General features: G+C 74.2%; 24 protein-coding genes. 15 read left to right on the plus strand and 9 right to left on the minus strand.

The window, feature by feature from the left end:
- Nucleotides 1-30: 30 nt before the first annotated feature.
- Both MRQ36_RS15620 and MRQ36_RS15625 read right to left on the minus strand, forming a co-directional pair.
- Nucleotides 31-246, minus strand: coding sequence for an SHOCT domain-containing protein (locus MRQ36_RS15620; protein ID WP_242796279.1), 216 nt, complete (start codon nt 244-246; stop codon nt 31-33).
- Nucleotides 247-390: 144 nt separating this feature from the next.
- Nucleotides 391-690, minus strand: coding sequence for a metal-sensitive transcriptional regulator (locus MRQ36_RS15625; RefSeq protein WP_242796281.1), 300 nt, complete (start codon nt 688-690; stop codon nt 391-393).
- A gap of 90 nt (nt 691-780) precedes the next feature.
- Between MRQ36_RS15625 and MRQ36_RS15630 the strand changes: the two genes are divergently transcribed.
- The 7 genes from MRQ36_RS15630 (at nt 781) to MRQ36_RS15660 (ending at nt 6,863) form a co-directional block, all read left to right on the plus strand.
- Nucleotides 781-1,041: a heavy-metal-associated domain-containing protein gene (locus MRQ36_RS15630; protein WP_242796283.1), complete on the plus strand. Its 261-nt coding sequence runs from the start codon at nt 781-783 to the stop codon at nt 1,039-1,041.
- 60 nt (nt 1,042-1,101) lie between these two features.
- The gene (locus tag MRQ36_RS15635; protein WP_242796285.1) at nt 1,102-2,520 is read left to right on the plus strand and encodes an MFS transporter; all 1,419 of its coding nucleotides are present in this window, start codon (nt 1,102-1,104) and stop codon (nt 2,518-2,520) included.
- A 100-nt stretch (nt 2,521-2,620) separates the two neighbouring features.
- Nucleotides 2,621-2,830, plus strand: a complete 210-nt coding sequence (locus tag MRQ36_RS15640) for a heavy-metal-associated domain-containing protein (RefSeq protein ID WP_242796287.1) — start codon at nt 2,621-2,623, stop codon at nt 2,828-2,830.
- A 34-nt stretch (nt 2,831-2,864) separates the two neighbouring features.
- Nucleotides 2,865-3,764 carry a DUF748 domain-containing protein gene (locus MRQ36_RS15645; RefSeq protein WP_242796289.1) on the plus strand — a complete coding sequence of 300 codons (900 nt, stop codon included), beginning with the start codon at nt 2,865-2,867 and terminating at the stop codon, nt 3,762-3,764.
- A complete protein-coding gene (locus MRQ36_RS15650; RefSeq protein ID WP_242796291.1) occupies nt 3,761-6,016 on the plus strand; it encodes a cation-translocating P-type ATPase in 2,256 nt (751 codons plus the stop codon). The genes MRQ36_RS15645 and MRQ36_RS15650 overlap by 4 nt, the downstream gene beginning before the upstream one ends.
- A gap of 82 nt (nt 6,017-6,098) precedes the next feature.
- Nucleotides 6,099-6,272, plus strand: a complete 174-nt coding sequence (locus MRQ36_RS15655; protein ID WP_242796293.1) for a CsbD family protein — start codon at nt 6,099-6,101, stop codon at nt 6,270-6,272.
- Nucleotides 6,273-6,347: 75 nt separating this feature from the next.
- Nucleotides 6,348-6,863 carry a hypothetical protein gene (locus MRQ36_RS15660; protein ID WP_242796295.1) on the plus strand — a complete coding sequence of 172 codons (516 nt, stop codon included), beginning with the start codon at nt 6,348-6,350 and terminating at the stop codon, nt 6,861-6,863.
- A gap of 3 nt (nt 6,864-6,866) precedes the next feature.
- Here MRQ36_RS15660 and MRQ36_RS15665 read toward each other — a convergent pair whose 3' ends face one another.
- The 3 genes from MRQ36_RS15665 to MRQ36_RS15675 all read right to left on the minus strand — a co-directional run bounded on the left by MRQ36_RS15665 (nt 6,867) and on the right by MRQ36_RS15675 (nt 9,805).
- Nucleotides 6,867-8,123: an RNA polymerase sigma factor gene (locus MRQ36_RS15665; RefSeq protein ID WP_242796297.1), complete on the minus strand. Its 1,257-nt coding sequence runs from the start codon at nt 8,121-8,123 to the stop codon at nt 6,867-6,869.
- Nucleotides 8,120-8,479, minus strand: coding sequence for a YciI family protein (locus tag MRQ36_RS15670; RefSeq protein ID WP_242801142.1), 360 nt, complete (start codon nt 8,477-8,479; stop codon nt 8,120-8,122). The genes MRQ36_RS15665 and MRQ36_RS15670 overlap by 4 nt, the downstream gene beginning before the upstream one ends.
- 117 nt (nt 8,480-8,596) lie before the next feature.
- Nucleotides 8,597-9,805 (minus strand): DUF2786 domain-containing protein, encoded by a 1,209-nt coding sequence (locus tag MRQ36_RS15675; RefSeq protein ID WP_242796298.1) that lies wholly within the window; start codon nt 9,803-9,805, stop codon nt 8,597-8,599.
- A gap of 291 nt (nt 9,806-10,096) precedes the next feature.
- Between MRQ36_RS15675 and MRQ36_RS15680 the strand changes: the two genes are divergently transcribed.
- From MRQ36_RS15680 to MRQ36_RS15705, 6 genes are all read left to right on the plus strand, one after another.
- Nucleotides 10,097-10,855: a DUF3152 domain-containing protein gene (locus MRQ36_RS15680; RefSeq protein WP_278188321.1), complete on the plus strand. Its 759-nt coding sequence runs from the start codon at nt 10,097-10,099 to the stop codon at nt 10,853-10,855.
- Between the two features lie 44 nt (nt 10,856-10,899).
- Complete coding sequence (locus tag MRQ36_RS15685) at nt 10,900-11,565, plus strand: response regulator transcription factor (RefSeq protein WP_242796303.1); 666 nt, start codon at nt 10,900-10,902, stop codon at nt 11,563-11,565.
- A gap of 1 nt (nt 11,566) precedes the next feature.
- A complete protein-coding gene (locus tag MRQ36_RS15690; protein WP_242796305.1) occupies nt 11,567-12,760 on the plus strand; it encodes a cell wall metabolism sensor histidine kinase WalK in 1,194 nt (397 codons plus the stop codon).
- Between the two features lie 212 nt (nt 12,761-12,972).
- Nucleotides 12,973-13,488 carry a DUF2231 domain-containing protein gene (locus MRQ36_RS15695; RefSeq protein WP_242796307.1) on the plus strand — a complete coding sequence of 172 codons (516 nt, stop codon included), beginning with the start codon at nt 12,973-12,975 and terminating at the stop codon, nt 13,486-13,488.
- 139 nt (nt 13,489-13,627) lie between these two features.
- Nucleotides 13,628-14,476 carry an NAD(P)-dependent oxidoreductase gene (locus tag MRQ36_RS15700; RefSeq protein WP_242796309.1) on the plus strand — a complete coding sequence of 283 codons (849 nt, stop codon included), beginning with the start codon at nt 13,628-13,630 and terminating at the stop codon, nt 14,474-14,476.
- A gap of 13 nt (nt 14,477-14,489) precedes the next feature.
- A complete protein-coding gene (locus tag MRQ36_RS15705; RefSeq protein ID WP_242796311.1) occupies nt 14,490-15,467 on the plus strand; it encodes an aldo/keto reductase in 978 nt (325 codons plus the stop codon).
- Here MRQ36_RS15705 and MRQ36_RS15710 read toward each other — a convergent pair.
- From MRQ36_RS15710 to MRQ36_RS15720, 3 genes are all read right to left on the minus strand, one after another.
- On the minus strand, nt 15,464-16,693 hold the full coding sequence (locus MRQ36_RS15710; protein ID WP_242796313.1) for a PP2C family protein-serine/threonine phosphatase: 1,230 nt from the start codon (nt 16,691-16,693) through the stop codon (nt 15,464-15,466). The two genes, MRQ36_RS15705 and MRQ36_RS15710, sit on opposite strands and share 4 nt — an antisense overlap.
- An 11-nt stretch (nt 16,694-16,704) precedes the next feature.
- A complete protein-coding gene (locus tag MRQ36_RS15715; RefSeq protein ID WP_242796315.1) occupies nt 16,705-17,139 on the minus strand; it encodes an ATP-binding protein in 435 nt (144 codons plus the stop codon).
- Nucleotides 17,140-17,276: 137 nt separating this feature from the next.
- Nucleotides 17,277-18,023, minus strand: a complete 747-nt coding sequence (locus MRQ36_RS15720; RefSeq protein WP_242796316.1) for a cyclopropane-fatty-acyl-phospholipid synthase family protein — start codon at nt 18,021-18,023, stop codon at nt 17,277-17,279.
- Nucleotides 18,024-18,300: 277 nt separating this feature from the next.
- Here MRQ36_RS15720 and MRQ36_RS15725 point away from each other — a divergent pair, with 277 nt between their 5' ends.
- Together MRQ36_RS15725 and MRQ36_RS15730 are read left to right on the plus strand one after the other, a co-directional pair.
- On the plus strand, nt 18,301-19,335 hold the full coding sequence (locus MRQ36_RS15725) for a PHB depolymerase family esterase (RefSeq protein WP_242796317.1): 1,035 nt from the start codon (nt 18,301-18,303) through the stop codon (nt 19,333-19,335).
- Between the two features lie 144 nt (nt 19,336-19,479).
- Nucleotides 19,480-19,995, plus strand: a complete 516-nt coding sequence (locus tag MRQ36_RS15730) for an ATP-binding protein (RefSeq protein WP_242796318.1) — start codon at nt 19,480-19,482, stop codon at nt 19,993-19,995.
- An 18-nt stretch (nt 19,996-20,013) separates the two neighbouring features.
- Here MRQ36_RS15730 and MRQ36_RS15735 read toward each other — a convergent pair whose 3' ends face one another.
- Nucleotides 20,014-20,202 carry a hypothetical protein gene (locus MRQ36_RS15735; RefSeq protein ID WP_242796319.1) on the minus strand — a complete coding sequence of 63 codons (189 nt, stop codon included), beginning with the start codon at nt 20,200-20,202 and terminating at the stop codon, nt 20,014-20,016.
- Nucleotides 20,203-20,240 lie beyond the last annotated feature (38 nt).

Genomic DNA, 20,240 nt, shown 5'->3' on the forward strand with positions numbered 1-20,240 from the left:
GGTCCGGTCCGGGCACCCGGTGGTGCCGGCTCAGCCGATGCCGGCGCGACGGCGCCGGTACTCCTCCTCGTCGATCTCGCCGCGGGCGTACCGGTCGTCGAGGATGCGCCGGGCCGAGGTGGTGCCGGCCGGCTGCGGGTGGCCGGCGGTCAGCCGGACCACCAGCCACACCAGGATCGCCAGGACCGCCAGCACCAGCAGCGACCAGACCCACATCCAGCCCATCATCGGGCCGTTCCACATCATGGGGCCGCCCTCCCGTCCGTGCTCGGGGTCGGCCGGTCCGGGGCGCCGGGGGCGCCGGCACCGGTCGCCACCATCGAATCTACGGGGGTCGGGGGTCGCCGGGGTGGGGCCGGCGGACCCCGGCGTACGGGCCGAAGGTCCTGGTCAGCCGCGCTTCATCAGTCGGCCGACGGCGGCCATCATCTCGCTCGCCATCTCGTCGGCGCGTCCCTCGACGGCGCCCTCGTGCATGCAGTGCCGGGCGTGCCCGTCGAGCAGGCCGAGGCCCACCTTGTCCAGGGCGGCCTGGATGGCGGAGATCTGGGTGAGCACGTCGATGCAGTAGCGGTCGTCCTCGACCATCTTCTCGATGCCCCGGACCTGCCCCTCGATGCGGCGGAGCCGCGCGAGCAGCTGGTCCTTGCTGGCGGTGTAGCCCCGGGTCGGGGTCGTCGGTGCGGTCATGACACCAAGGGTACCGGTACCCCCGGCGGGTATGCTACGGTCCTCAGGCGGTTATACCCCTACCGGGTACCCCTACCAGAGGAGTCAGTCATGGGCTGCCGTCAGCACATCCCCGCAGGCACCGCCGCGGAGCCCGCCGAGTCGGACGCGGGCGACCGCACCCACCTGATCGACGGCATGTCCTGCCAGCCGTGCGCCGCCAAGGTCGACGCGGCGGTACGTGCGGTCCCGGGCGTCACCGATGTCCGGATCGATCTCGCCGCCGGCCGGCTCACCGTCGCCGGCTCGGCTTCCGACCAGGCCGTCCACGCCGCCGTCACCGACGCCGGCTACCAGATCAGAGGTTCGTGACCGCCGAGGCGGTCACGCGTTCGCCCCGGCGTACGGCGCCGGGGTCAGGAAGGACTCGCAATGTCTGCTGACCCGCGACGCTGGTGGGCACTGTCCGTGCTCGCCGCCGCGCAGTTCATGGTCATCATGGACACCTCGATCATCGCGGTCGCGCTGCCCGACATGCAGCGTGATCTGGGCTTCTCCCCGCAGGGCCTGCAATGGGTCTTCAATGCCTACGTGGTCGCCTTCGGCGGGTTGCTGCTGCTCGGCGGCAGGCTGGCCGACCTGTGGGGCGCCCGGAGGGTCTTCGCCACCGGCTGGGCGATCCTCGTCCTGGGATCCGTGCTGGCCGCCGTCGCGGGCGACGCCGCCACGGAGGTGGCCGGCCGCGCCGTGCAGGGCGTCGGCGCCGCGCTCATCGCCCCCGCGGCGATGACTCTGCTCATGTTCCTCTTCGCCGGTCAGCCGGCGGAGCTGCCGAGGGCGCTCGCCTTCTACGGGGCGGCGGCGCCGGCCGGCGGCACCGCGGGTGTGTTCATGGGTGGTGCCGTCACCGAGTGGCTGAGCTGGCCGTGGGTGTTCGTCATCTACCTGCCGATCGGGCTGCTCACCCTGGCCCTCACCCCCACGACCCTGCCCCGGGTGCCGGGTCGACGCGGAAGTTTGGACCTGGCCGGCGCGGTGGTGGTCACCGGCGGACTGGCCCTCGCCGTGTACGCCATCGTCCGGGCGCCCGAGCGCGGCTGGTCGTCGCCGGAGACGGTGGCCCAACTCGCCACGGCTGTCGTGTTGCTCCTCGGATTCGTCGGCTGGCAGCGGGTCGTCCGCAGCCCGCTGATGCCGCTCTCGGTCTGGCGTACGCCGAATCTGGCCGCCGCCAACCTCGCGATGGCGCTGCTCGGTGCCGCGTGGATCCCGATGTGGTATTTCCTCAACCTCTACATCCAGCAGGTCCTGGGCTTCGGCGCGTTCGCCAGCGGCGCCGCACTGTTGCCGATGACCGCACTGATGATGGTCCTCATGGTCGCCGTCACCGGCCGGCTCATCGCCAGGTTCGGCACCCGGCCGCTGATCGTGGTGGGCCTGGTGGTGCTCGCCGCCGGGCTCGGCCTGCTCGCCTCCGCCGACCCGGACGGCAGCTTCGCGGTGGACGTGCTGCCCGGCTCGTTGGTGGCGGCGGTCGGCATGTCGCTGGTGTTCATCCCGGCCACCATGGCCGCGATCGGGGCGGTCGCCCCGGAGATGGGCGGCCTGGCCTCGGGCATCGTGAACACCACCTACCAGGTCGGGTCCGCGCTCGGCCTGGCGGCGATGACGGCGGTCGCGACCTCCCGCGGCGCGGATCGGCTGGGCGATCCCGGGGCGCTCACCGAGGGCTTCTCGGCGGCGTTCGTCGGCGCGGCCGTGGTCGCGCTGGTCGGGGCCGTCCTGGCGGCGGTCACCCTCCGTCGACCAGCGCCGGTGCCGGCGGCTGACCGGGTGCCGGTCGACGCCTGACCCGGGCGACTGTAACCAGACACACGTCAATCAGGGAGACGTCCGCCTTGCTGGTACCCCTAGGGGGTATATAGTGAGGAGGTCGGAAGGAGAAAGCGACATGGTCACCACCACGTACCAGGTGCAGGGCATGACCTGCGGGCACTGCGTCAACTCGGTCAGCACCGAGCTCGGCGCGCTTCCGGGCGTCAGCGACGTCCAGGTGGAGCTGGCCTCCGGCCAGGTCACCGTCACCAGTGAGAGCCCGTTGGACACGGACACCGTCCGCGCCGCCGTGGACGAGGCCGGCTACGACCTCGTCGGGGCGTGACGGGTCCGCGGACCCGCAGAACCGAGGTATCACGATGAACACGGCGACAAAGCTGAGCGGCTTCGCCCTCGGCCTCGCGGCGGTGTTCGGCGCGGCGTACGGGGTCGGCCAGGTGGCCGGCCCCGGCACCCCCGTCGCCACCACCCGGCACGACACCACCGGCACCGGTCACTCCGACGGTGACCACGCCACCGACGACACCACCACCCACCTGCCCGGCGGGTTGCTCGTCTCCGACCGGGGCTACACGCTGCACCCGGTGGCCGCGCCCACCGGGGAGTTCGCCTTCCGGGTCACCGGCCCGGACGGCGCACCGGTCACCCGCTACGACGTGGCGCACGACAAGCGCATGCACCTCATCGTCGCCCGCCGGGACCTCTCCGGCTTCCGGCACGTCCACCCGGAACTGGCCACCGACGGCACCTGGCGGGTCGCCACGCCGCTCGCCGGCCCCGGCGTCTGGCGGGCGTTCGCCGACTTCACCCCGAGCGGCGGGGAGCCGCTGACCCTCGGGGTCGACGTGACCGTCCCCGGCGCCCTGGCCGACCGGCCGCTGCCCGCGCCGGCCACCAGCACCACCGTCGACGGCTACACCGTCACCCTGACCGGCACGCCCGAACCGGGCCGGACCAGCGAGCTGACCCTCACCGTCAGCCGGGACGGGCAACCGGTCACCGACCTGCAGCCCTACCTCGGGGCGTACGGGCACCTGGTGGCGCTGCGTCAGGGCGACCTGGCGTACCTGCACGTGCACCCGACCGGCGCACCCGGCGACGGGCGCACCCCGGCCGGCCCGGCGGTCAGCTTCCTCGCCGAGGTGCCCTCGGCCGGGGCCTACCGTCTCTATCTGGACTTCCGGCACGGCGACACCGTGCACACCGCCGAGTTCACCGTCGTGGCCGGCGGGCACCACGGACAGGAGGTGCCGCGATGACCTCGACCGCCAAGCCGCTGCCGGTCGCCCCGAACCGGATCGAACTCGCGATCGGCGGGATGACCTGCGCGTCCTGCGCCGCCCGGATCGAGAAGAAGCTCAACCGGATGGACGGCGTCGAGGCGACCGTCAACTACGCCACCGAGAAGGCCACCGTCCGGTACGCCGACGAGGTCGCCCCGGCGGACCTGATCGCCACCGTGGAGAAGACCGGCTACACCGCCGTCGTACCGCCGCCGCCCGGCTCGGCCGGGGCGGAGGCCGTGGCGGAGCCGGTGGACGAGCTGCGCGGGCTGCGGACCCGGCTGTGGGTGTCGGTGGCGCTGGCCGTACCGGTGATCCTGCTCGCCATGGTCCCGGCCTGGCAGTTCGACTACTGGCAGTGGCTGTCGCTGACGCTGGCCGCCCCGGTGGTGGTCTACGGCGGGCTGCCGTTCCATCGATCCGCGCTCATCAACCTGCGGCACGGCGCCGCCACCATGGACACCCTGGTGTCGCTCGGCACCCTCGCCGCGTTCGGCTGGTCGCTCTGGGCGCTCTTCCTCGGCGACGCCGGGATGCCGGGGATGACCCACCCGTTCCGCTTCGACATCACCCGCACCGACGGCGCCGGCAACATCTATCTGGAGGCGGCGGCCGGGGTCACCGTCTTCATCCTCGCCGGCCGCTACTTCGAGGCCCGCTCCAAGCGGACCGCCGGCGCGGCCCTGCGCGCGCTGCTCGAACTGGGCGCCAAGGAGGTTGCGGTGCTGCGCGGCGGGCAGGAGACCCGCCTCCCGGTCGACCAGCTCGTGGTGGGGGACCGGTTCGTGGTCCGACCCGGCGAGAAGATCGCCACCGACGGTGTCGTCGTCGAGGGCACCTCGGCGGTCGACGCCAGCATGCTCACCGGCGAGTCCGTGCCGGTCGAGGTCGGTCCGGGCGACACCGTGGTCGGCGCGACGGTGAACGCGGGCGGCCGGCTGGTCGTCCGGACCACCCGGGTCGGTGCGGACACCCAGCTCGCCCAGATGGCGAAGCTGGTCGAGGCGGCGCAGACCGGCAAGGCGGCCGTGCAGCGGCTCGCCGACCGGATCTCCGGCGTCTTCGTACCGATCGTGATCGCCCTGGCCGTCGGCACTCTCGGCTGGTGGCTCGGCTCCGGCGCGGGGCCCACCGCCGCCTTCACCGCCGCGGTGGCCGTGCTGATCATCGCCTGCCCGTGCGCCCTCGGCCTGGCCACGCCGACCGCGCTGCTGGTCGGCACCGGGCGGGGCGCCCAGCTCGGCATCCTGATCAAGGGCCCCGAGGTGCTGGAGTCGACCCGGCAGGTGGACACCGTCGTGCTGGACAAGACCGGCACCGTCACCACCGGGAAGATGACCCTGGTCGACGTGCTCCCCGCCACCGGCGAGGACGCCGACGAGCTGCTCCGGCTGGCCGGCGCGCTGGAGGCGGCCAGCGAGCACCCGATCGCCCAGGCGATCGCGGCCGGTGCCGCCGAGGCGGGCGACCTGCCGCCGGTGACCGGCTTCGCCAACCTCGAAGGGCTCGGCGTGACCGGGTCGGTCGACGGTCGTGACCTGGTGGTCGGGCGGCTGCGGCTGTTGCGGGAGCGGGGTCTGGACGTACCCGAGGAGGTCGTGCGGACGGTGACCGGGGCGGAGGCCGCCGGGCGGACGGCGGTGCTCGCCGGGTGGGACGGCCGGGCCCGGGGTGTCCTCGCGGTGGCCGACGTGGTCAAGCCGACCAGCCGGGCCGCGATCGCCCGGCTGCGGGAGCTGGGGCTCACCCCGGTGCTGCTCACCGGCGACAACACCACGGTCGCGCAGGCGGTGGCCGCCGAGGTCGGCATCGACCGGGTGACCGCCGAGGTGCTGCCCGCCGACAAGGTGGACGTGGTCGAGCGGCTCCAGGGCGAGGGACGGACCGTGGCGATGGTGGGCGACGGGATCAACGACGCCGCCGCGCTCGCCCAGGCCGACCTGGGACTGGCCATGGGCACCGGTACCGACGTGGCGATCGAGGCGTCGGACCTCACCCTGGTCCGGGGCGACCTGATGGCCGCCGTGGACGCCATCCGGCTCTCCCGGCGCACCCTGGCGATCATCAAGGGCAACCTGTTCTGGGCGTTCGCCTACAACGTGGCCGCCCTGCCGCTGGCCGCCGCCGGCCTGCTCAACCCGATGATCGCCGGGGCCGCGATGGCCTTCTCGTCGGTCTTCGTGGTGGCCAACAGCCTCCGGCTGCGCCGCTTTCGTCCGGTCGGGTGACTGTTCGCACCCAGACGGTTGAGTCCGGGCAGGGTGGGGTACATCTCCGGGCGTAACGGAAACCGCCGAGTGGAGGTACGCAATGGGTATCGACGACAAGATCGACAACGCGTCCGAGAACACCGCCGGTAAGGTCAAGGAGGGCCTCGGTCGGGCCACCGACAACGAGCGCCTCGAGGCCGAGGGCCGTAACGACCAGGCCAAGTCCAACCTCAAGCAGGCCGGTGAAAAGATCAAGGACGCTTTCAAGAGCTGACGTACGACTGCACACCGCCGGGCCGGCCAACGCCGGCCCGGCGTGCTGCCCGGCCGATGACGTACGGGGAGAACGATGTCCGGAACCACCGTGATCCGTGCCGCCGCCCTGGTGGCGATGACCGCGCTCGCCGCGGGCTGCCAGTCCACCGGAACGGACGAGGCCGCCGCCCCGGCCGGCAGCAGCACCCCCGCCGCGCCGAGCGCCGACCCGGAGGCCGCTCCGGCGGTCACCACCTCCCCGGTGTCCTCGCCGTCACCGGCGACCGCGGCCAACACCGTTGCGGTCTGCTCCACCGTGGACAAGCTCATCATCACCAAGAGCAAGGAGATCGCCGCCGGCTCCGCGTCGGCCACCCGCCGGGAACTCACCCCCGAGCAGATCAACGCCGAGGTGAAGAGCGACCTGGCCGACCTCGCCGACGACGTACGCGGGCAGGCCGCCCGCGCGACGGACCCGGAGATCAAGGCACTGATCACCGCCACCGCCAAGCAGATCGACGCCGGAGCCGACTCCGCCACCCCGGTGAAGTGGCTGAGCTCGACCTTCGTCGGCATCCCCCAGCGCCTCAGCGAGCAGTGCCGGGTCTGACCCTCACGCCGGTCCGCCGGTGGCCAGCCGGGCGGCGCGCAGCTCCAGGTAACGCTGCTCGGGCCGGCTCGTGGTGCCCCGCGCCGCCGCCAGGTACGCCGCCCGGGCCGCCGCCCGCTCCCCGGCCAGCTCCAGCAGGTGCCCGCGCACGGCGGCCAGCCGGTGGTGCCCGGCCGTACGCTCGTCGTGGTCGAGCGGGGCGAGCAGCGCCAGCCCCGCGCGCGGGCCGTCCACCATGGCCACCGCGGCGGCCAGGTTGAGGGTCACCATCGGGTTCGGCGCGAGCCGGGCGAGCAGCCGGTAGAGGGCGACGATCTGCCGCCAGTCCGTGGCCGCCGCCGAAGGTGCCTCGGCGTGCACCGCGGCGATCGCCGCCTGCAGCTGATACGGCCCGGGCGGCGACCAGGTCAACGCCTCGGTGACCAGGGCGACCCCCTCGTCGATGGCGTCCCGGTCCCACCGGGTGCGGTCCTGCTCGGCCAGTGGCACCAGCTCGCCCGCCGGTCCGGTCCGGGCGGCCCGGTGCGCGTCGGTCAACAGCATCAGCGCCAGCAGGCCGGCGACCTCGCCGTCGTCCGGCAGCAGCCGGCGCAACCGGCGGGTCAACCGGATCGCCTCCGCGGTCAGCTCCGTCCGGTGCAGGTCGGCGCCACCGGAAGCGGTGTACCCCTCGTTGAAGACCAGGTAGAGCACGCGCAGCACGGTGCGCAGCCGCGCGTCGCGCTCGTCCGGCGCGGGCAGCGTGAAGCGGGCGCCGGCCGCCTCGATCCGCTGCTTGGCCCGCCGGATCCGCTGGCTCATCGTCGCCTCCGGCACCAGGTAGGCCCGGGCGATCTGCGCGGTGCTCAACCCGCCGACCGCGCGCAGCGTCAACGCCACCTGCGCGGGGCCGGTCAGCGCGGGATGGCAGCAGAGGAAGAGCAGGGTCAGCGTGTCGTCCCCGGCCGGCGGCTCCTCGTCGGCGGCCGGCGCGACGCCCGCGTACGCCGGCTCCCGTCGGGCCACCGCGACCTCGCGCTGCCGGCGGGCACGCTCGCTGCGCCACTCGTCGGTCAGCCGGCGGCTCGCCACGGTGACCAGCCACGATCGCGGTTGCTCCGGCACGCCCTGCGCGGGCCACTGGACGGCGGCGGCGAGCAGGGCCTCCTGGACGGCGTCCTCGCAGGCGTAGAACTGGCCGTGCCGGCGGACGAGCACGCCGAGGACCTGCGGCGCCAGGGTGCGCAGCAGGTCCTCGACGGCGGGCCCGGGGTCGGTCACCCGTCCGTGCCGGCCTGGTGCATCAGCGGCCGGACCTCCAGCACGCCGACGCCGTACCGCACGTCGGGCCAGCTCGCCGCGATCTCCGCCGCCCGTTCCGGGCTCTCGCAGTCGACCATCAGATAGCCGGCGAACTGCTCCTTGCTCTCCAGGAACGGCCCGTCGGTGATTTCCGCGCCGGTGCCGCCCTTCCGGACGGTACGGGTCTGCGACGGGTCGGCCAGCGCCTCGCCACCGACCAGCTCACCCGACTCGGTGAGCTTCTTCATGATCTCGTCGACGTCACCGAAGATGGTGTTCCGCTCCTGCTCCGTGAGTTCCTCGACGAAGCCGGGACGGTTCCAGATCAGCAGCATGTACTTCACGGTGCAACTCCTCGAAGGTGCGGGCCACCGGCGGTGGCGCCTCTCGGTGCCTGGTCGGAGCCGGGGCGCCGTACCCGACATCCTCGCCGGAGAAGTTGCGGGAAGTCGTCAGCGACGCCCGCGTACCTGCTGGCGGGCGGGGGCGTCGGCGTCCAGGGAGGCCCGGTCGGCCGCCGAGGTGCCGGACGTCCAGCCCTCCGCGTCCCGGACGGCCAGCCGGTGCCGGGTCACCCCGGGAAAGAGCGTGTCCAGCCGTTCCCGGACCGCGTCGGAGCGGGCGGCGAGCACCGGGAGCAGGGCGTCCGCGCCCCGCGCCGCGACCGCCTCCTGCCCGGCGGCCTCGGTGGCGGCCCGCAGCCGTTCCCCTATCCGCAGCGCGAACGCGTTGAGGAACGACTCGTCGTACGCCTTCGTGCGCCGGCTGCCGCTCTTCGACCGCCGTTCGCCCCGGCCGCGCAGCATCGCCGAGGTGGCCTGCACCAGCAGGGACGTGTGCAGCAGCTCGACCGCCGCCAGGTCGGCCGGGAAGCCGAGCACGGTGGCGAAGCCCAGGTCGTCCGACCAGACCGACTCGCACCGGTTCGCGCCGGCCACCTCCTGCACGAGCAGCGCCTTCGCCGCCGCGTACGGGGCGTCGGTGCCGATCCGGACGCCGCTCGGCCGGTCGGGGCGTTCGGCGGTCGCGTCGAGCAGCGCGGCGTCGATGCTGTGCCGGGCCATCAGCTCCTGCGCCTTGCCGGTCAGCGCCTCCGCCTCGGCGGGGAAGGTGGTCGACTCCGCCTTCGCCAGCAGCGCCCGGACCCGGTCCAGCATCCGCGAGCCGGACTTCCCGGCGTCGCCCCTCGGGGTCGCGTCCGGGCGACCCGGCGGCGGACGGAGCACCGCGATCGGCGGCAGCCCCTCGACCAGGACGAGGGCGTCCACCGCGTCCCGCAGGGCGGTGATCCGGTCGCCGTCCGCCCGCCGGGTCAGCCAGTCGGCGTCGTCGTCCCACCGCCCGCCCAGCTCGGCGAGCTGGTCGTCGAACCACGCGGGGACCGGGCCACGCTGGTCCCGGCGCTGCGCGGCGGCGGTGTCCCGGAGCAGCCGGGCGGCACCGGGTTCGAGCCGTCGGGTCGCCAGCCGGTCCAGGTCGACCGGCTGCCAGCCGCGCAGCCAGAGCCGCCCGACCGCGCGGGTCAGCCGGGCCAGCAGGGCCGCGTCCACCGCCGCCGGCGCGCCGACCACCAGCCGGTCGAGCGCGCGCTCGGCCTCGCGTACGTCGGTGCCGCGCGCCGCCGTCAGGGCGGCGGCGACCAGTTCCTCGGCGTCCGGCACGGGCGGGTCCCCTCCTCGACGGTCGGCCCGATGCGGGGCGACCCGGGGCGGCGAGCTGCCCACCCGTGCAGGAACGGTACCGGCGGAACCGCTCCGCCGACGGGTGACCGCCACCACGGCCACGTCGCAGCGGTCGGCCGGGTCGTTCAACCATCGGGGCCCGGCGTGCGTACTCCTGACCGAGCACCGCCAGGGCGACGGACGGAGATCGATGTGCGCGGGCGAACGACCAGCGGGCTCCACCGCCGGCCCCGGGTGTCCCGGGCCGGCCCGACGGCCCTGCTGGCGCTGCTGGTCGTGGTCGGCGTCGCCGCCGGTGGCGCGTACGCGGCCCACCCCGACCTGCTGATCGCGGCCGGGGTCCGGCCGGCCGGTCCGCCGTCCGCCCACCCGCGGCCGTCCCCGCCCGCGACCCCGGCCCCCGGCCCGACCACCCGGCGGCCCGAGCCGACCCTGAGTTATCCGTCCCGGGGTACGGGCCGGTTCCGCACCGCCACCGCCCGGGGCGCGGTGGCCGGCCGCACGGGACAGCTCCTGCGGTACCGGGTGGCCGTCGAGGAGGGCATCGACACGGTCGACGTAGAACGGTTCGGCCGGGAGGTGGCGGCGGTGCTGGCGGACCCGCGCGGCTGGACCGGCGGCGGGCGGTGGCGGCTGCAACGCGTCGGCCCGGAGACCCGCGCCGACTTCACCGTGCTGCTGACCACCCCGCAGACCCGGGGACGGCTCTGCGCCGACCCCACCGACCGCTACACCTCCTGCCGCAACGGCGACCAGGTGGTGATCAACGTGGCGCGCTGGGCGCGCGGGGTGCCGCAGTTCGGCGGCGACCTGGCCCGCTACCGGCAGTACCTGCTCAACCACGAGGTCGGCCACCGGTTGGGCCACGACCACGAGCGCTGCCCCGGCGTCGGCGACCCGGCCCCGGTCATGCAGCAGCAGACGCTCGGACTGCACGGCTGCACCCCGAACGCCTGGCCCCGGGTCGGCGACACCTCCTACGCCGGACCACCCGGCCAGTACGACGACCCGGTCCCGGACACCGACTGAGCGGCCCGGCCGGAGCCCTCCGGCCGCGGGTGAATACTGGGCGGGTGGAGAGCACCCGGCCCCGCCTGCTGCTCGTCGAGGACGACCGCGCGCTGACCGGGCTGCTGGCCGACCTGCTCGACGAGGAGGGCTACGCCGTCGACGTGGCCGGCGACGGGCACACCGGCCTGCACCTCGCGCTGAGCCGCGACTACCAGCTCATGGTGGTCGACCGGGGACTGCCGGTGCTGGACGGGCTGGAGCTGGTCGCCCGGCTCCGGGCGCGCGGGATCACCTGCCCGGTGCTGCTGCTCACCGCCCGCGGCGCGCTGGCCGACCGGGTCGAGGGGCTGGACGCCGGTGCGGAGGACTACCTGGTCAAGCCCTTCGAGGTGGCCGAGCTGCTGGCCCGGCTGCGGGCGCTGCGCCGCCGGCACCCGGAGACCGCCGGCTGGTTGCCGCTGGGCCGCCGCCGGCTCGACGTGGCCAACCGCCGGGTGCTCGACGGCCCGCGCGAGATCCCGCTCTCCGCGCGCGAGTTCGCCGTACTGCACGCGTTGGCCGGCCGCCCGACCAAGGTCTTCACCCGGGCCGAGCTGCTCAGTGCCGCGTTCGACCACGCCGACGCGCCGGGCACCGTCGACGCCTGCGTCCACCACCTGCGCCGCAAGCTGGGCCGGGACGCCGTCCGGACGGTGCACGGGCTGGGCTACCGGCTCGGGGCGGAGTGACGTGGACGAGATCCGGCTGGTCCGGGCCCGCCGCCGCAGCGTCGCGCAGACCGCCGGGGCGATCGGGGTGGTGCTGCTGCTGGTCGGCGCGCTGATGTTCGTGCTGACCAGCCGGCAGGAGTCCCGGGCGCTGAACGGCACGCTGACCCGGGTGCTGGCGGTGGCGGAGGACGTGGACGACCCGCCGCCGGGGCAGTACCTTGCCCGGCAGCGAGCCGGCGCGACGGCCGTCGAGGTGACCCGGAGCGCGCCGCCGGAGCTGGTCCGCGTACTCGATCAGGCGGTGCGGCGACCACCGGGCCGGTTCGACGCCAGCGCGGGCGATGACCGGCCGGTGCGGGTGCTGGTGGCCCGCCGGCCGGACGGCAGCCGCTGGGCGGTCGCCGCCGACCTGCGCCCGCTGCGCCGGCAGCGCGGCCAACTGGCCCTCGCGCTGCTCGTCGCCGAGCTTGCCGGGCTGGCCGGTGCGCTGGTGGCCGCCGCCCTGCTGGCCCGGCGGGCGGTCGCGCCGCTGGCCACCGCGCTGGCCCTGCAACGCCGCTTCGTCGCGGACGCCTCGCACGAGCTGCGCACCCCGCTGACCGTGCTGCACACCCGGGCGCAGCTGCTGGCCCGGCGGGGCCGCACCCAGCCGGCGGAGCGGCTCACCGACCAGCTCGACCAGCTCGTGGCGGACACCCGGGCGCTCGGCGAGGTGGTCGAGGACCTGCTCGTCTCGGCCGCCGCCGAGCACCAGCCGCTGCCCGACACGGTCGTCGACCTGGCCGAGGTGGCCCGTGAGGTGGTCGCCAGCATGGGCCCGTACGCGCAGGGCCGGGAGGTGGAGCTGCTGGTCGACGCGGCGGGGTCGGCCCCGGTGCGGGGTGCCCGGACGGCGTTGCGCCGGGCGCTGACCGCCCTGGTCGACAACGCGATCGGCCACGTACCGCCCGGCGGCACGGTGCGGGTGAGCGTGCTGCGGCGGGACGACCGGGTCCGCGCCGCGGTCGCCGACGACGGGGTGGGGCTCGACCCGACCGAGGCCGACCGCCTCTTCGACCGCTTCGCCCACGGCGCCTCCGGTGCGGGCCGCCGCTTCGGCCTGGGCCTGGCCCTCGTGCAGCACGTCGCCCTCGCCCACCGAGGCACGGTCGACGTCACCGGCACCCCCGGCCAAGGCGCCACCTTCACCCTCGTCCTACCCGCGGCGGCCTGACCCCACCCGCTGCCCGCTCCGCCGCTCCGCCGCCCCGCCGTTTTCACGGAAAGCGGGGTCATTCCGTGCCGGATGGCCACTCTTTCCGTGAATCAGGCCCCACCCGCCGGGTGGGGCGGGCGGGGCGGGTAAGGCGGCGCAAGAACTTCGCAAGAAACGGTGGGCAGGGTGGGGCGGACAGCGAAGCCTGCGAGCTCCTCGAGGAGAAGACCGTGCCCGACACCGTCAACGGACTGCCCCTGCACCCGCTCGTGGTGCACGCCGTCGTCGTCCTCCTGCCGCTGGCCGCGCTCGGCGTGGTCGCCCTGGCCGTACGGCCCTCGTGGCGGGGCCGCTTCGGGGTGCTCGTCGTGGTGATCTCCGCGCTGGCCACCGCCGCGATCCCGGTGGCCACCTCCAGCGGCGAGAGCCTGGAGCAGCGGGTAGGTGACCCGGGCCGGCACGCCGAGCTGGGCGACCAGCTGCTCTGGTTCGCGCTGCCGCTGCTGGTCCTGGCGGCCGCTCTGGTCTGGCTGCACCGGCGGGCGGCCCGTCCGGTCGACGGCACGACCGAGCCGGTGCGGTCGGCCCGTCCGGGGGCGCTGGGCCTGGTGGTGGCGGTGCTGGCCGTGGTGGTGGCGGCGGCAAACCTGGTGCAGGTCTACCGGGTGGGCGAGTCCGGGGCGAAGGCCGTCTGGGGCGACACCCCGGCCGCGACCGCGGGCAGCCACGGCGACGGCGACGACTGAGGACGGCTCCGGGTGCGTCTGTCGTCGTCCCAGCGACGACAGACGCACCCACCCGTTCTCGGGGCGCTCCGCGCTGCGCCGCGTGCCCGCCGGTGGTGAGATGGACCGCGGGCGCGGGGCGAGAGGGAAGGGGCGGCGGATGAGCCGGGTCGTGGTCACCGGAGGCAGCGGGAAACTCGGGCGGGCCGTCGTGGCCGAGCTGGTCGAGCACGGGTACGACGTGGTCAACCTCGACCAGGCCCCGCCGGTCGAGCAGCGGTGCCCGTTCACCCGGATCGACCTGACCGACCAGGGGCAGGTGCTGGAGGCGTTCACCGGCATCGACGCGCGCTATTCCGGGGTGGACGCGGTGGTGCACCTGGCCGCCATCCCGGGCCCCGGCGTCGCGGGCAACGCGGTGACCTTCCGCAACAACATCACCGCCAGCTACCACGTCTTCTCGGCCGCCCGGTCGGTCGGCATCACCAACGTGGTGTGGGCGTCCAGCGAGACCCTGCTCGGCCTGCCGTTCGACGAGACGCCGCCGCCGTACCTGCCGGTGGACGAGGAGTACCCGGCCCGGCCGGAGACGTCGTACGCGCTGGCGAAGCACCTGGAGGAGCAGTTGGTCGCCCAGTTCTGCCGCTGGGAGCCACGGCTGAAGGCGATCGGCCTGCGCTTCTCCAACGTGATGGAGCCGGCCGACTACGCCGACTTCCCCGGCTACCACGCCGATCCGAGGCTGCGGTCCTGGAACGCGTGGGGCTACATCGACGCCCGGGACGGCGCGCAGGCGGTACGGCTGGCGCTGGCCCACGAGGCGACCGGGATGGACGTCTTCGTGATCGCCAACGCGGACACGGTGATGGACCGGCCGAGCGCCGAGCTGGTCGCCGAGGTCTTCCCCGGGGTGCCGCTGCGTCGGGAGCTGACCGGCACCGAGACCCTGCTCTCCATCGACAAGGCCCGGCGGGTGCTCGGCTACGCGCCGAAGCACGGCTGGCGCTGAGGAGGACGACCCCATGGAATACGTGAAGTTCGGCGGCACCGGCCTGGAGGTGTCCCGGCTGAGCCTGGGCTGCATGAGCTACGGCGACCCGGGTCGGGGAGCGCACCCGTGGTCCCTGCCGGAGGAGCAGAGCCGGCCGTTCATCCGGCAGGCGCTGGAGCTGGGGATCAACTTCTTCGACACGGCCAACGTCTACTCCGACGGCACCAGCGAGGAGATCGTCGGCCGGGCGCTGAAGGACTTCGCCCGCCGGGACGACGTGGTGATCGCGACGAAGGTGCACGGCCGGATGGGGGAGGGGCCGAACCGGGGCGGACTGTCCCGTAAGCACATCATGAGCGAGATCGACGCCAGCCTGCGCCGCCTGTGCACGGATCACGTCGACCTCTACCAGATCCACCGCCTCGACCCGGGCACCCCGATCGAGGAGACCCTGGAGGCGCTGCACGACCTGGTCCGCGCCGGCAAGGTCCGCTACCTGGGCGCCTCCTCGATGTACGCGTGGCAGTTCGCCCAGGCGCTCTGGGCCGCCGAGCGGCACGGCTGGACCCGTTTCGTCTCCATGCAGAACCACTACAACCTGCTCTACCGCGAGGAGGAGCGGGAGATGCTGCCGCTCTGCGCGGACCAGGGGATCGCGGTGATCCCGTGGAGCCCGCTGGCCCGGGGGCGGCTGACCCGGGACTGGGGGGAACGCACCGAGCGGGCGGAGAGCGACGAGTTCGGCCGGGGGCTGTACGCGCGTACCGAGGAACCGGACCGCGCGGTGGTCGAGGCGGTGGCCCGGATCGCCCGGGAGCGGGGCGTACCCCGGGCGCAGGTGGCGCTGGCCTGGGTGGCCCGCAACCCGACGGTGACCGCGCCGATCGTGGGCGCGACGAAGCCGCACCACCTGACCGACGCGGTCGCCGCGCTGGACCTGGCGCTGACCGACGAGGAGGTGGCGGCGCTGGAGGCGCCGTACGTCCCGCACCCGGTGGCCGGCTTCTAGGCGAGCACCCCGGCCGGCGGTTCCGGCCCGGGCCCGGGCGGCCCCAGCCAGCGGACCAGCAGCACGGTGGCGTCGTCGGCGAGCTTGTCGTCCTGGTACGCGAGGATGGCGTGCACCAGTCGCCGACCGGTCTCCGGCAGCGGCAGCCCGTCGGCGAGGGTCCGGACGGCGAAGTCGACCAGCCGGTCCGTCCCGAACGGCTCGCCGTCGGCCGACCGTGCCTCGGTGATCCCGTCGGTGTAGAGGAGCACGTCGTCGCCGGGTTCCAGGGACTCCAGGACGACCACGGGCGGGCGTTGGTCGCCGAGGGTGACCGGCAGCGCGGTGGGGGTGGGCAGCACGGTGGCCAGCCTGCCGCGGCGGATCACCAGCCCGCTCGGATGGCCGGCGGAGATCACCCGCAGCCGGCCGGTGCGCTGGTCGAGTTCGGCGAGGATGCCGGTGATCATGCCGCGCCGGTCGTGCTGCCGGACGGCGTCGTCGATGTGGTGGTAGGTGTCGACCAGGTCCATGCCGCTGCGGCGGGCGTTGCGGTAGGCGGCGAGGGCGAGGCTGGCGAGCATCACCGCCCGCATGCCGCCGGCCGAGCCGTGCCCGACGGCGTCGAAGAGCGCCAGGTGCGCGGTGTCGCCGTTGACCGCGTAGTCGAAGGCGTCGCCGCCGACGTCGTAGCTGGGCTCCAGGATGCCGCTGATGACCATGCTGCCGGTGGAGAAGGTCAGCGGCGGCAACTGGGCGCGCAGCATCTCCGCCGCCAGCCGCATCGGCGCCCGACGCCGGACCCGCTCCACCGTGTCGCTGTAGAGCGACCGGGTGACCAGCAGTTCGGCGAGCAGCGACGCCGCCGTCCCGTACGCCGCCACCCGCTCCGGCGGCACCGGTGCCGCCGCGAGCACCTCGACCACGCCGAGGCGTTCCATGCCGTCCAGCAGCGGCACCCAGAGCCGGGTGGCCACCGCGCCGTCCGCGCCGCTCTCACTCGGGTACGGGCACAGCATGCCGAACGCCCGCCCGGCGAGGGTGCCGTCGACGGTCAGCACCTGGCGCGCCGGCGTGTCCGGGCCATGCATCGGCAGTAGTTCCCGCTGCTCGTGGTCCACCAGGTAGAGGATCATGTCGGTCGCACCGAGCCGCTCGGCGGCCCGCCGCGCCATCACCGGCAGGTCCTCCGGACGCGCGTGGTGGGAGTGGTGCAGCAGGTCGTGCAGGGCTTCCCGCTCACTCATCCGGTTCTCCGTCAGTCGGGGTGGCGCGGGAAGGAGGCCCAGATGTTCTTGGTGGTGTCGGTGGCGTACCAGCCGACGGCGAGGGAGAGGGACTCGGCCAGTTGCAGCCCGCGACCACCGGAGTCGAGGGCGCCCGCGTCACCCGTCTGCGGCACCGTGGTCGTGTCGTGGTCGGCCACGTCGAGGATGAAGCAGTCGTCGCTGGCGAGCAGCGTGACGATGGTGGGCGGCCGGCCGTGCCGCAGCGCGTTGCTGGCCAGTTCGGTGGCGACCAGGGCGACCAGGCCGGGTACCTCGTCCAGCTCCTCGCCCTGCACCAGTCCGTGCCGGGTCAGCGCCTCGCGCAGGGACGCGCGCAGACCACGCAGGTCCGCCGCGTCGGCCAACGTCCACGACTGGAGTTCGGCGGCCTGCGGCGGCGGCGGTGAGGTGCGCAGCTGTCCCATGATCCTGCTTTACCCTGCGTAGCGGGCCGTTAAGCAGCGTCCGGGCGGCCGATACTGTCACTCGCGTCTCCCCGGCGAACCGGCGCGGCCCGGACGGGCGGGTACGGACCCACCCGCCCGGGCCGGCGGTGCCGTGGTCAGCGGCGCAGCAGCGCGAACACTCCCCAGCCGAGGTGGTCCCGCCGATGGCGGACGTGCCGCAGCGGGTCCTCGGTCAGCTCCTGCCGCAGCTGCGGCGCGAGCTCGTCGTCCGGGTTGGCGTCCAGCCAGCGGCGGAGGCTGAGCCAGTGCGCCGCCGCGTACCGGTCCCAGCTGTCCTGGTCGGCGAGGACCATCTCGACCAGGTCCCAGCCCTCGTCCTGAAAGAGCCGGACCAGCCCGGGCAGGTCGTGGAAGTCCGCCCGGGTGGTGGCGTGGCATCCCTCGACGGTCTCCTGGTCGGGCGGGTCGAGCCGCCAGTACGGCTCCCCGACGAGCAGCATCCCGCCCGGGCGCAGGCTGCGTCCCAGCAGTTCCAGGGTGCCGGGGACACCCCCGCCGATCCAGGTGGCACCGACGCAGGCGGCCACGTCGACCGGCTCGTCGGGTACGTACCCGGCGGCGTCGCCGTGCACGAAGCGGACCCGGTCGGCGACACCGAGTTCGGTGGCGCGTTCCCGGGCGGCGGCGGTGAAGGCGGTGCTGAGGTCGACGCCGGTGCCGACGATGCCGTGGTCCCGGGCCCAGGTGCAGAGCAGTTCGCCCTTGCCGCTGCACAGGTCGAGCAGCGACGAGCCGGGGCGGAGCTTGACGGCCCGGCCGAGGGTGGCCAGCTTCGGCGCGTCGATCGGGTTGAGGATGCGGAGGTCGCCCTCGCGGATGACGAAGCTACGGGGCAGATCCATGTCGATGACTCCTGACGGTGGAAGGGGGTGTGCGGGCGGTCTGGCGCTGGTCGGCGGGGATCAGCGCAGCGGGCTGCGGCACGAAAACACCCTCTTCGGCGTCGCGGAGTGACGGAGCGGCCAGGCTAAGCCGCTCGCGTCGGGCCGCCAACGGGTTTTCGTCCACATGCCGGGCGGCCCCGGGGTGTCGGCCGCGCGGATATCGGCTGTGGTCCATGTCACGTTAGCGTCGCCGCACGTCGGTCCTACCGGCCGGCGCATGAGGACGGGAGGGCCCATGAGGACACCCTGGAAGACCGCTGCCGCCGCCGTCGCCGTCCTGGTCACGGTGGCGCTGACCGGTACGCCGGCGCACGCCGCCGGCACGCCGTACACGAAGACCCCGGTCGCCGGCGCGCTCGGCACGTACCCGGTCTCCGCCGTCTACGTCGCCGGGGTCTCCTCCGGCGGCTACCTGGCCACCCAGCTCCAGGTCGCCTACTCGGCGCGGATCCGGGGCGCCGCGATCTTCGCCGCCGGTCCCTACTACTGCGCCCAGAACAACGTCGCCCAGGCGCTCTACGGCTGTGGCGACAACCTCTACCCGACCCATTTGCCCGCCCTGGAGACCTACACCCGCACCTGGGCGTCGTACGGCTGGGTCGACGGGGTCGGCAACCTGGCCGGCCAGCCCGTGTACGTCCAGCACGGCGGCAGCGACGGCACGGTGAAGAAGTCCGTCTCCGACGACCTGGTCGGCTACTACCGGGACTTCGGAGCGAACGTGCAGTACGACGCCGGCGGCTCCGCCGGGCACGGCTGGGTCACCCCGTACGGCACGGTGGGCTGCACGGCGACCGCCTCGCCGTACCTCAACGACTGCGGCACCGACCCGCAGGGCAGCTTCCTCACCCGGCTCCTCGGCGCGGTGCAACCGCCGAACACCGGCCCGCTCGGCGGCACCCTGATCAGGTTCGGCCAGGACACGTACGCGGTGAACGGCTGGGCGGCCGGCCTCAGCATGGACGCCAGCGGCTTCGCGTACGTCCCGGCCGCCTGCGCCGCCGGCACCACCTGCCGGCTGCTGGTCGCCCTGCACGGCTGCGCCCAGGGGTACGCGAAGGTCGGCACCGCCTTCGTCGACCGCGCCAACCTCAACCAGTACGCCGACACCAACCGGCTGATCGTGCTCTATCCACAGGCCACCGCCTCGGCGGTGAACCCGAACGGCTGTTGGGACTGGTGGGGATACCTCGGCGCGACGAACTATCCCGTCAAGGGCGGCGCGCAGGTGGAGACCGTCATGAACATGGTCCGCCGCCTGGACGGCTGAGCAGTTTCCGCCGCGGGACGAGCCGCCGACTGACGGATCAGTGCCGGTGGCGGCTCACGCCGGGCGACCGACCCCGCCGGACACCGTGGATGGTTGTTGCCGCGCAACGGTCGCGCTGCCGGCGAACCTGAGTAACCTGCGAGCGTGCCCGACGCTGCAGCGACACCCGACTCCGGTCATCCGGCGTCGGCCGGCGTCGCCGGCATCGTGCCGCTGATGTCCCAGGACTTCACCGCCGGCACGGTCACCAGCCTCCGCCACGCCCTCCAGGCGCAGGTCACCGCGGCGGGACTCACCGGGGACGTGGGCTACGACTTCGTCCTCGCCGTCCACGAGCTGGTCACCAACGCCGTACGCCACGGTGGTGGCCACGGGCACCTCGACCTGCGCCGCCACGACGACGTCCTGATCTGCGAGATCACCGACCAGGGTGCGACCGGGGGCAGCCTGCCGGTACGACTGTCCGCCACCGACATCGCCGGCGGACGTGGGCTCTGGCTGGCCCACCAACTGACCGAGGGCCTCATCCTCACCCAGCGGGCCAGTGGGGTGACCGCCACCGTCACCGCCTGCCTCGACCGGGCCGACCGGAACGCCGACCCGACACCGCGCTCATCCGGCCACGGCGAGCCCGGCCGGGCGGAGGACGCCCAGGGCTGACCTGACAGCGGGAGCGGATCAGCCGTGCTGCTGCGTGTCGTGCGCCGCCGACTGGTGGGGCCGCGCCGCCGGGTCCACCGCGAAGGGGTGCCGGAGCCGGCGCATCGCTTCCTCGCCGCCGTCGAAGGCCAGGCTCGGGGCGTCGGTTCCGTCGGTGGTCGGCATGGCGAGGAACAGTGCCGATCGATCAATGCCATTCGATGTCATGCGGGAGTCCTAGGGTTCTGCGGAGGAGTGGTTCAGGG

Origin of the sequence: Micromonospora sp. R77 (assembly GCF_022747945.1) — a bacterium.
In the GTDB taxonomy this organism is placed as follows: Bacteria; Actinomycetota; Actinomycetes; order Mycobacteriales; family Micromonosporaceae; genus Micromonospora.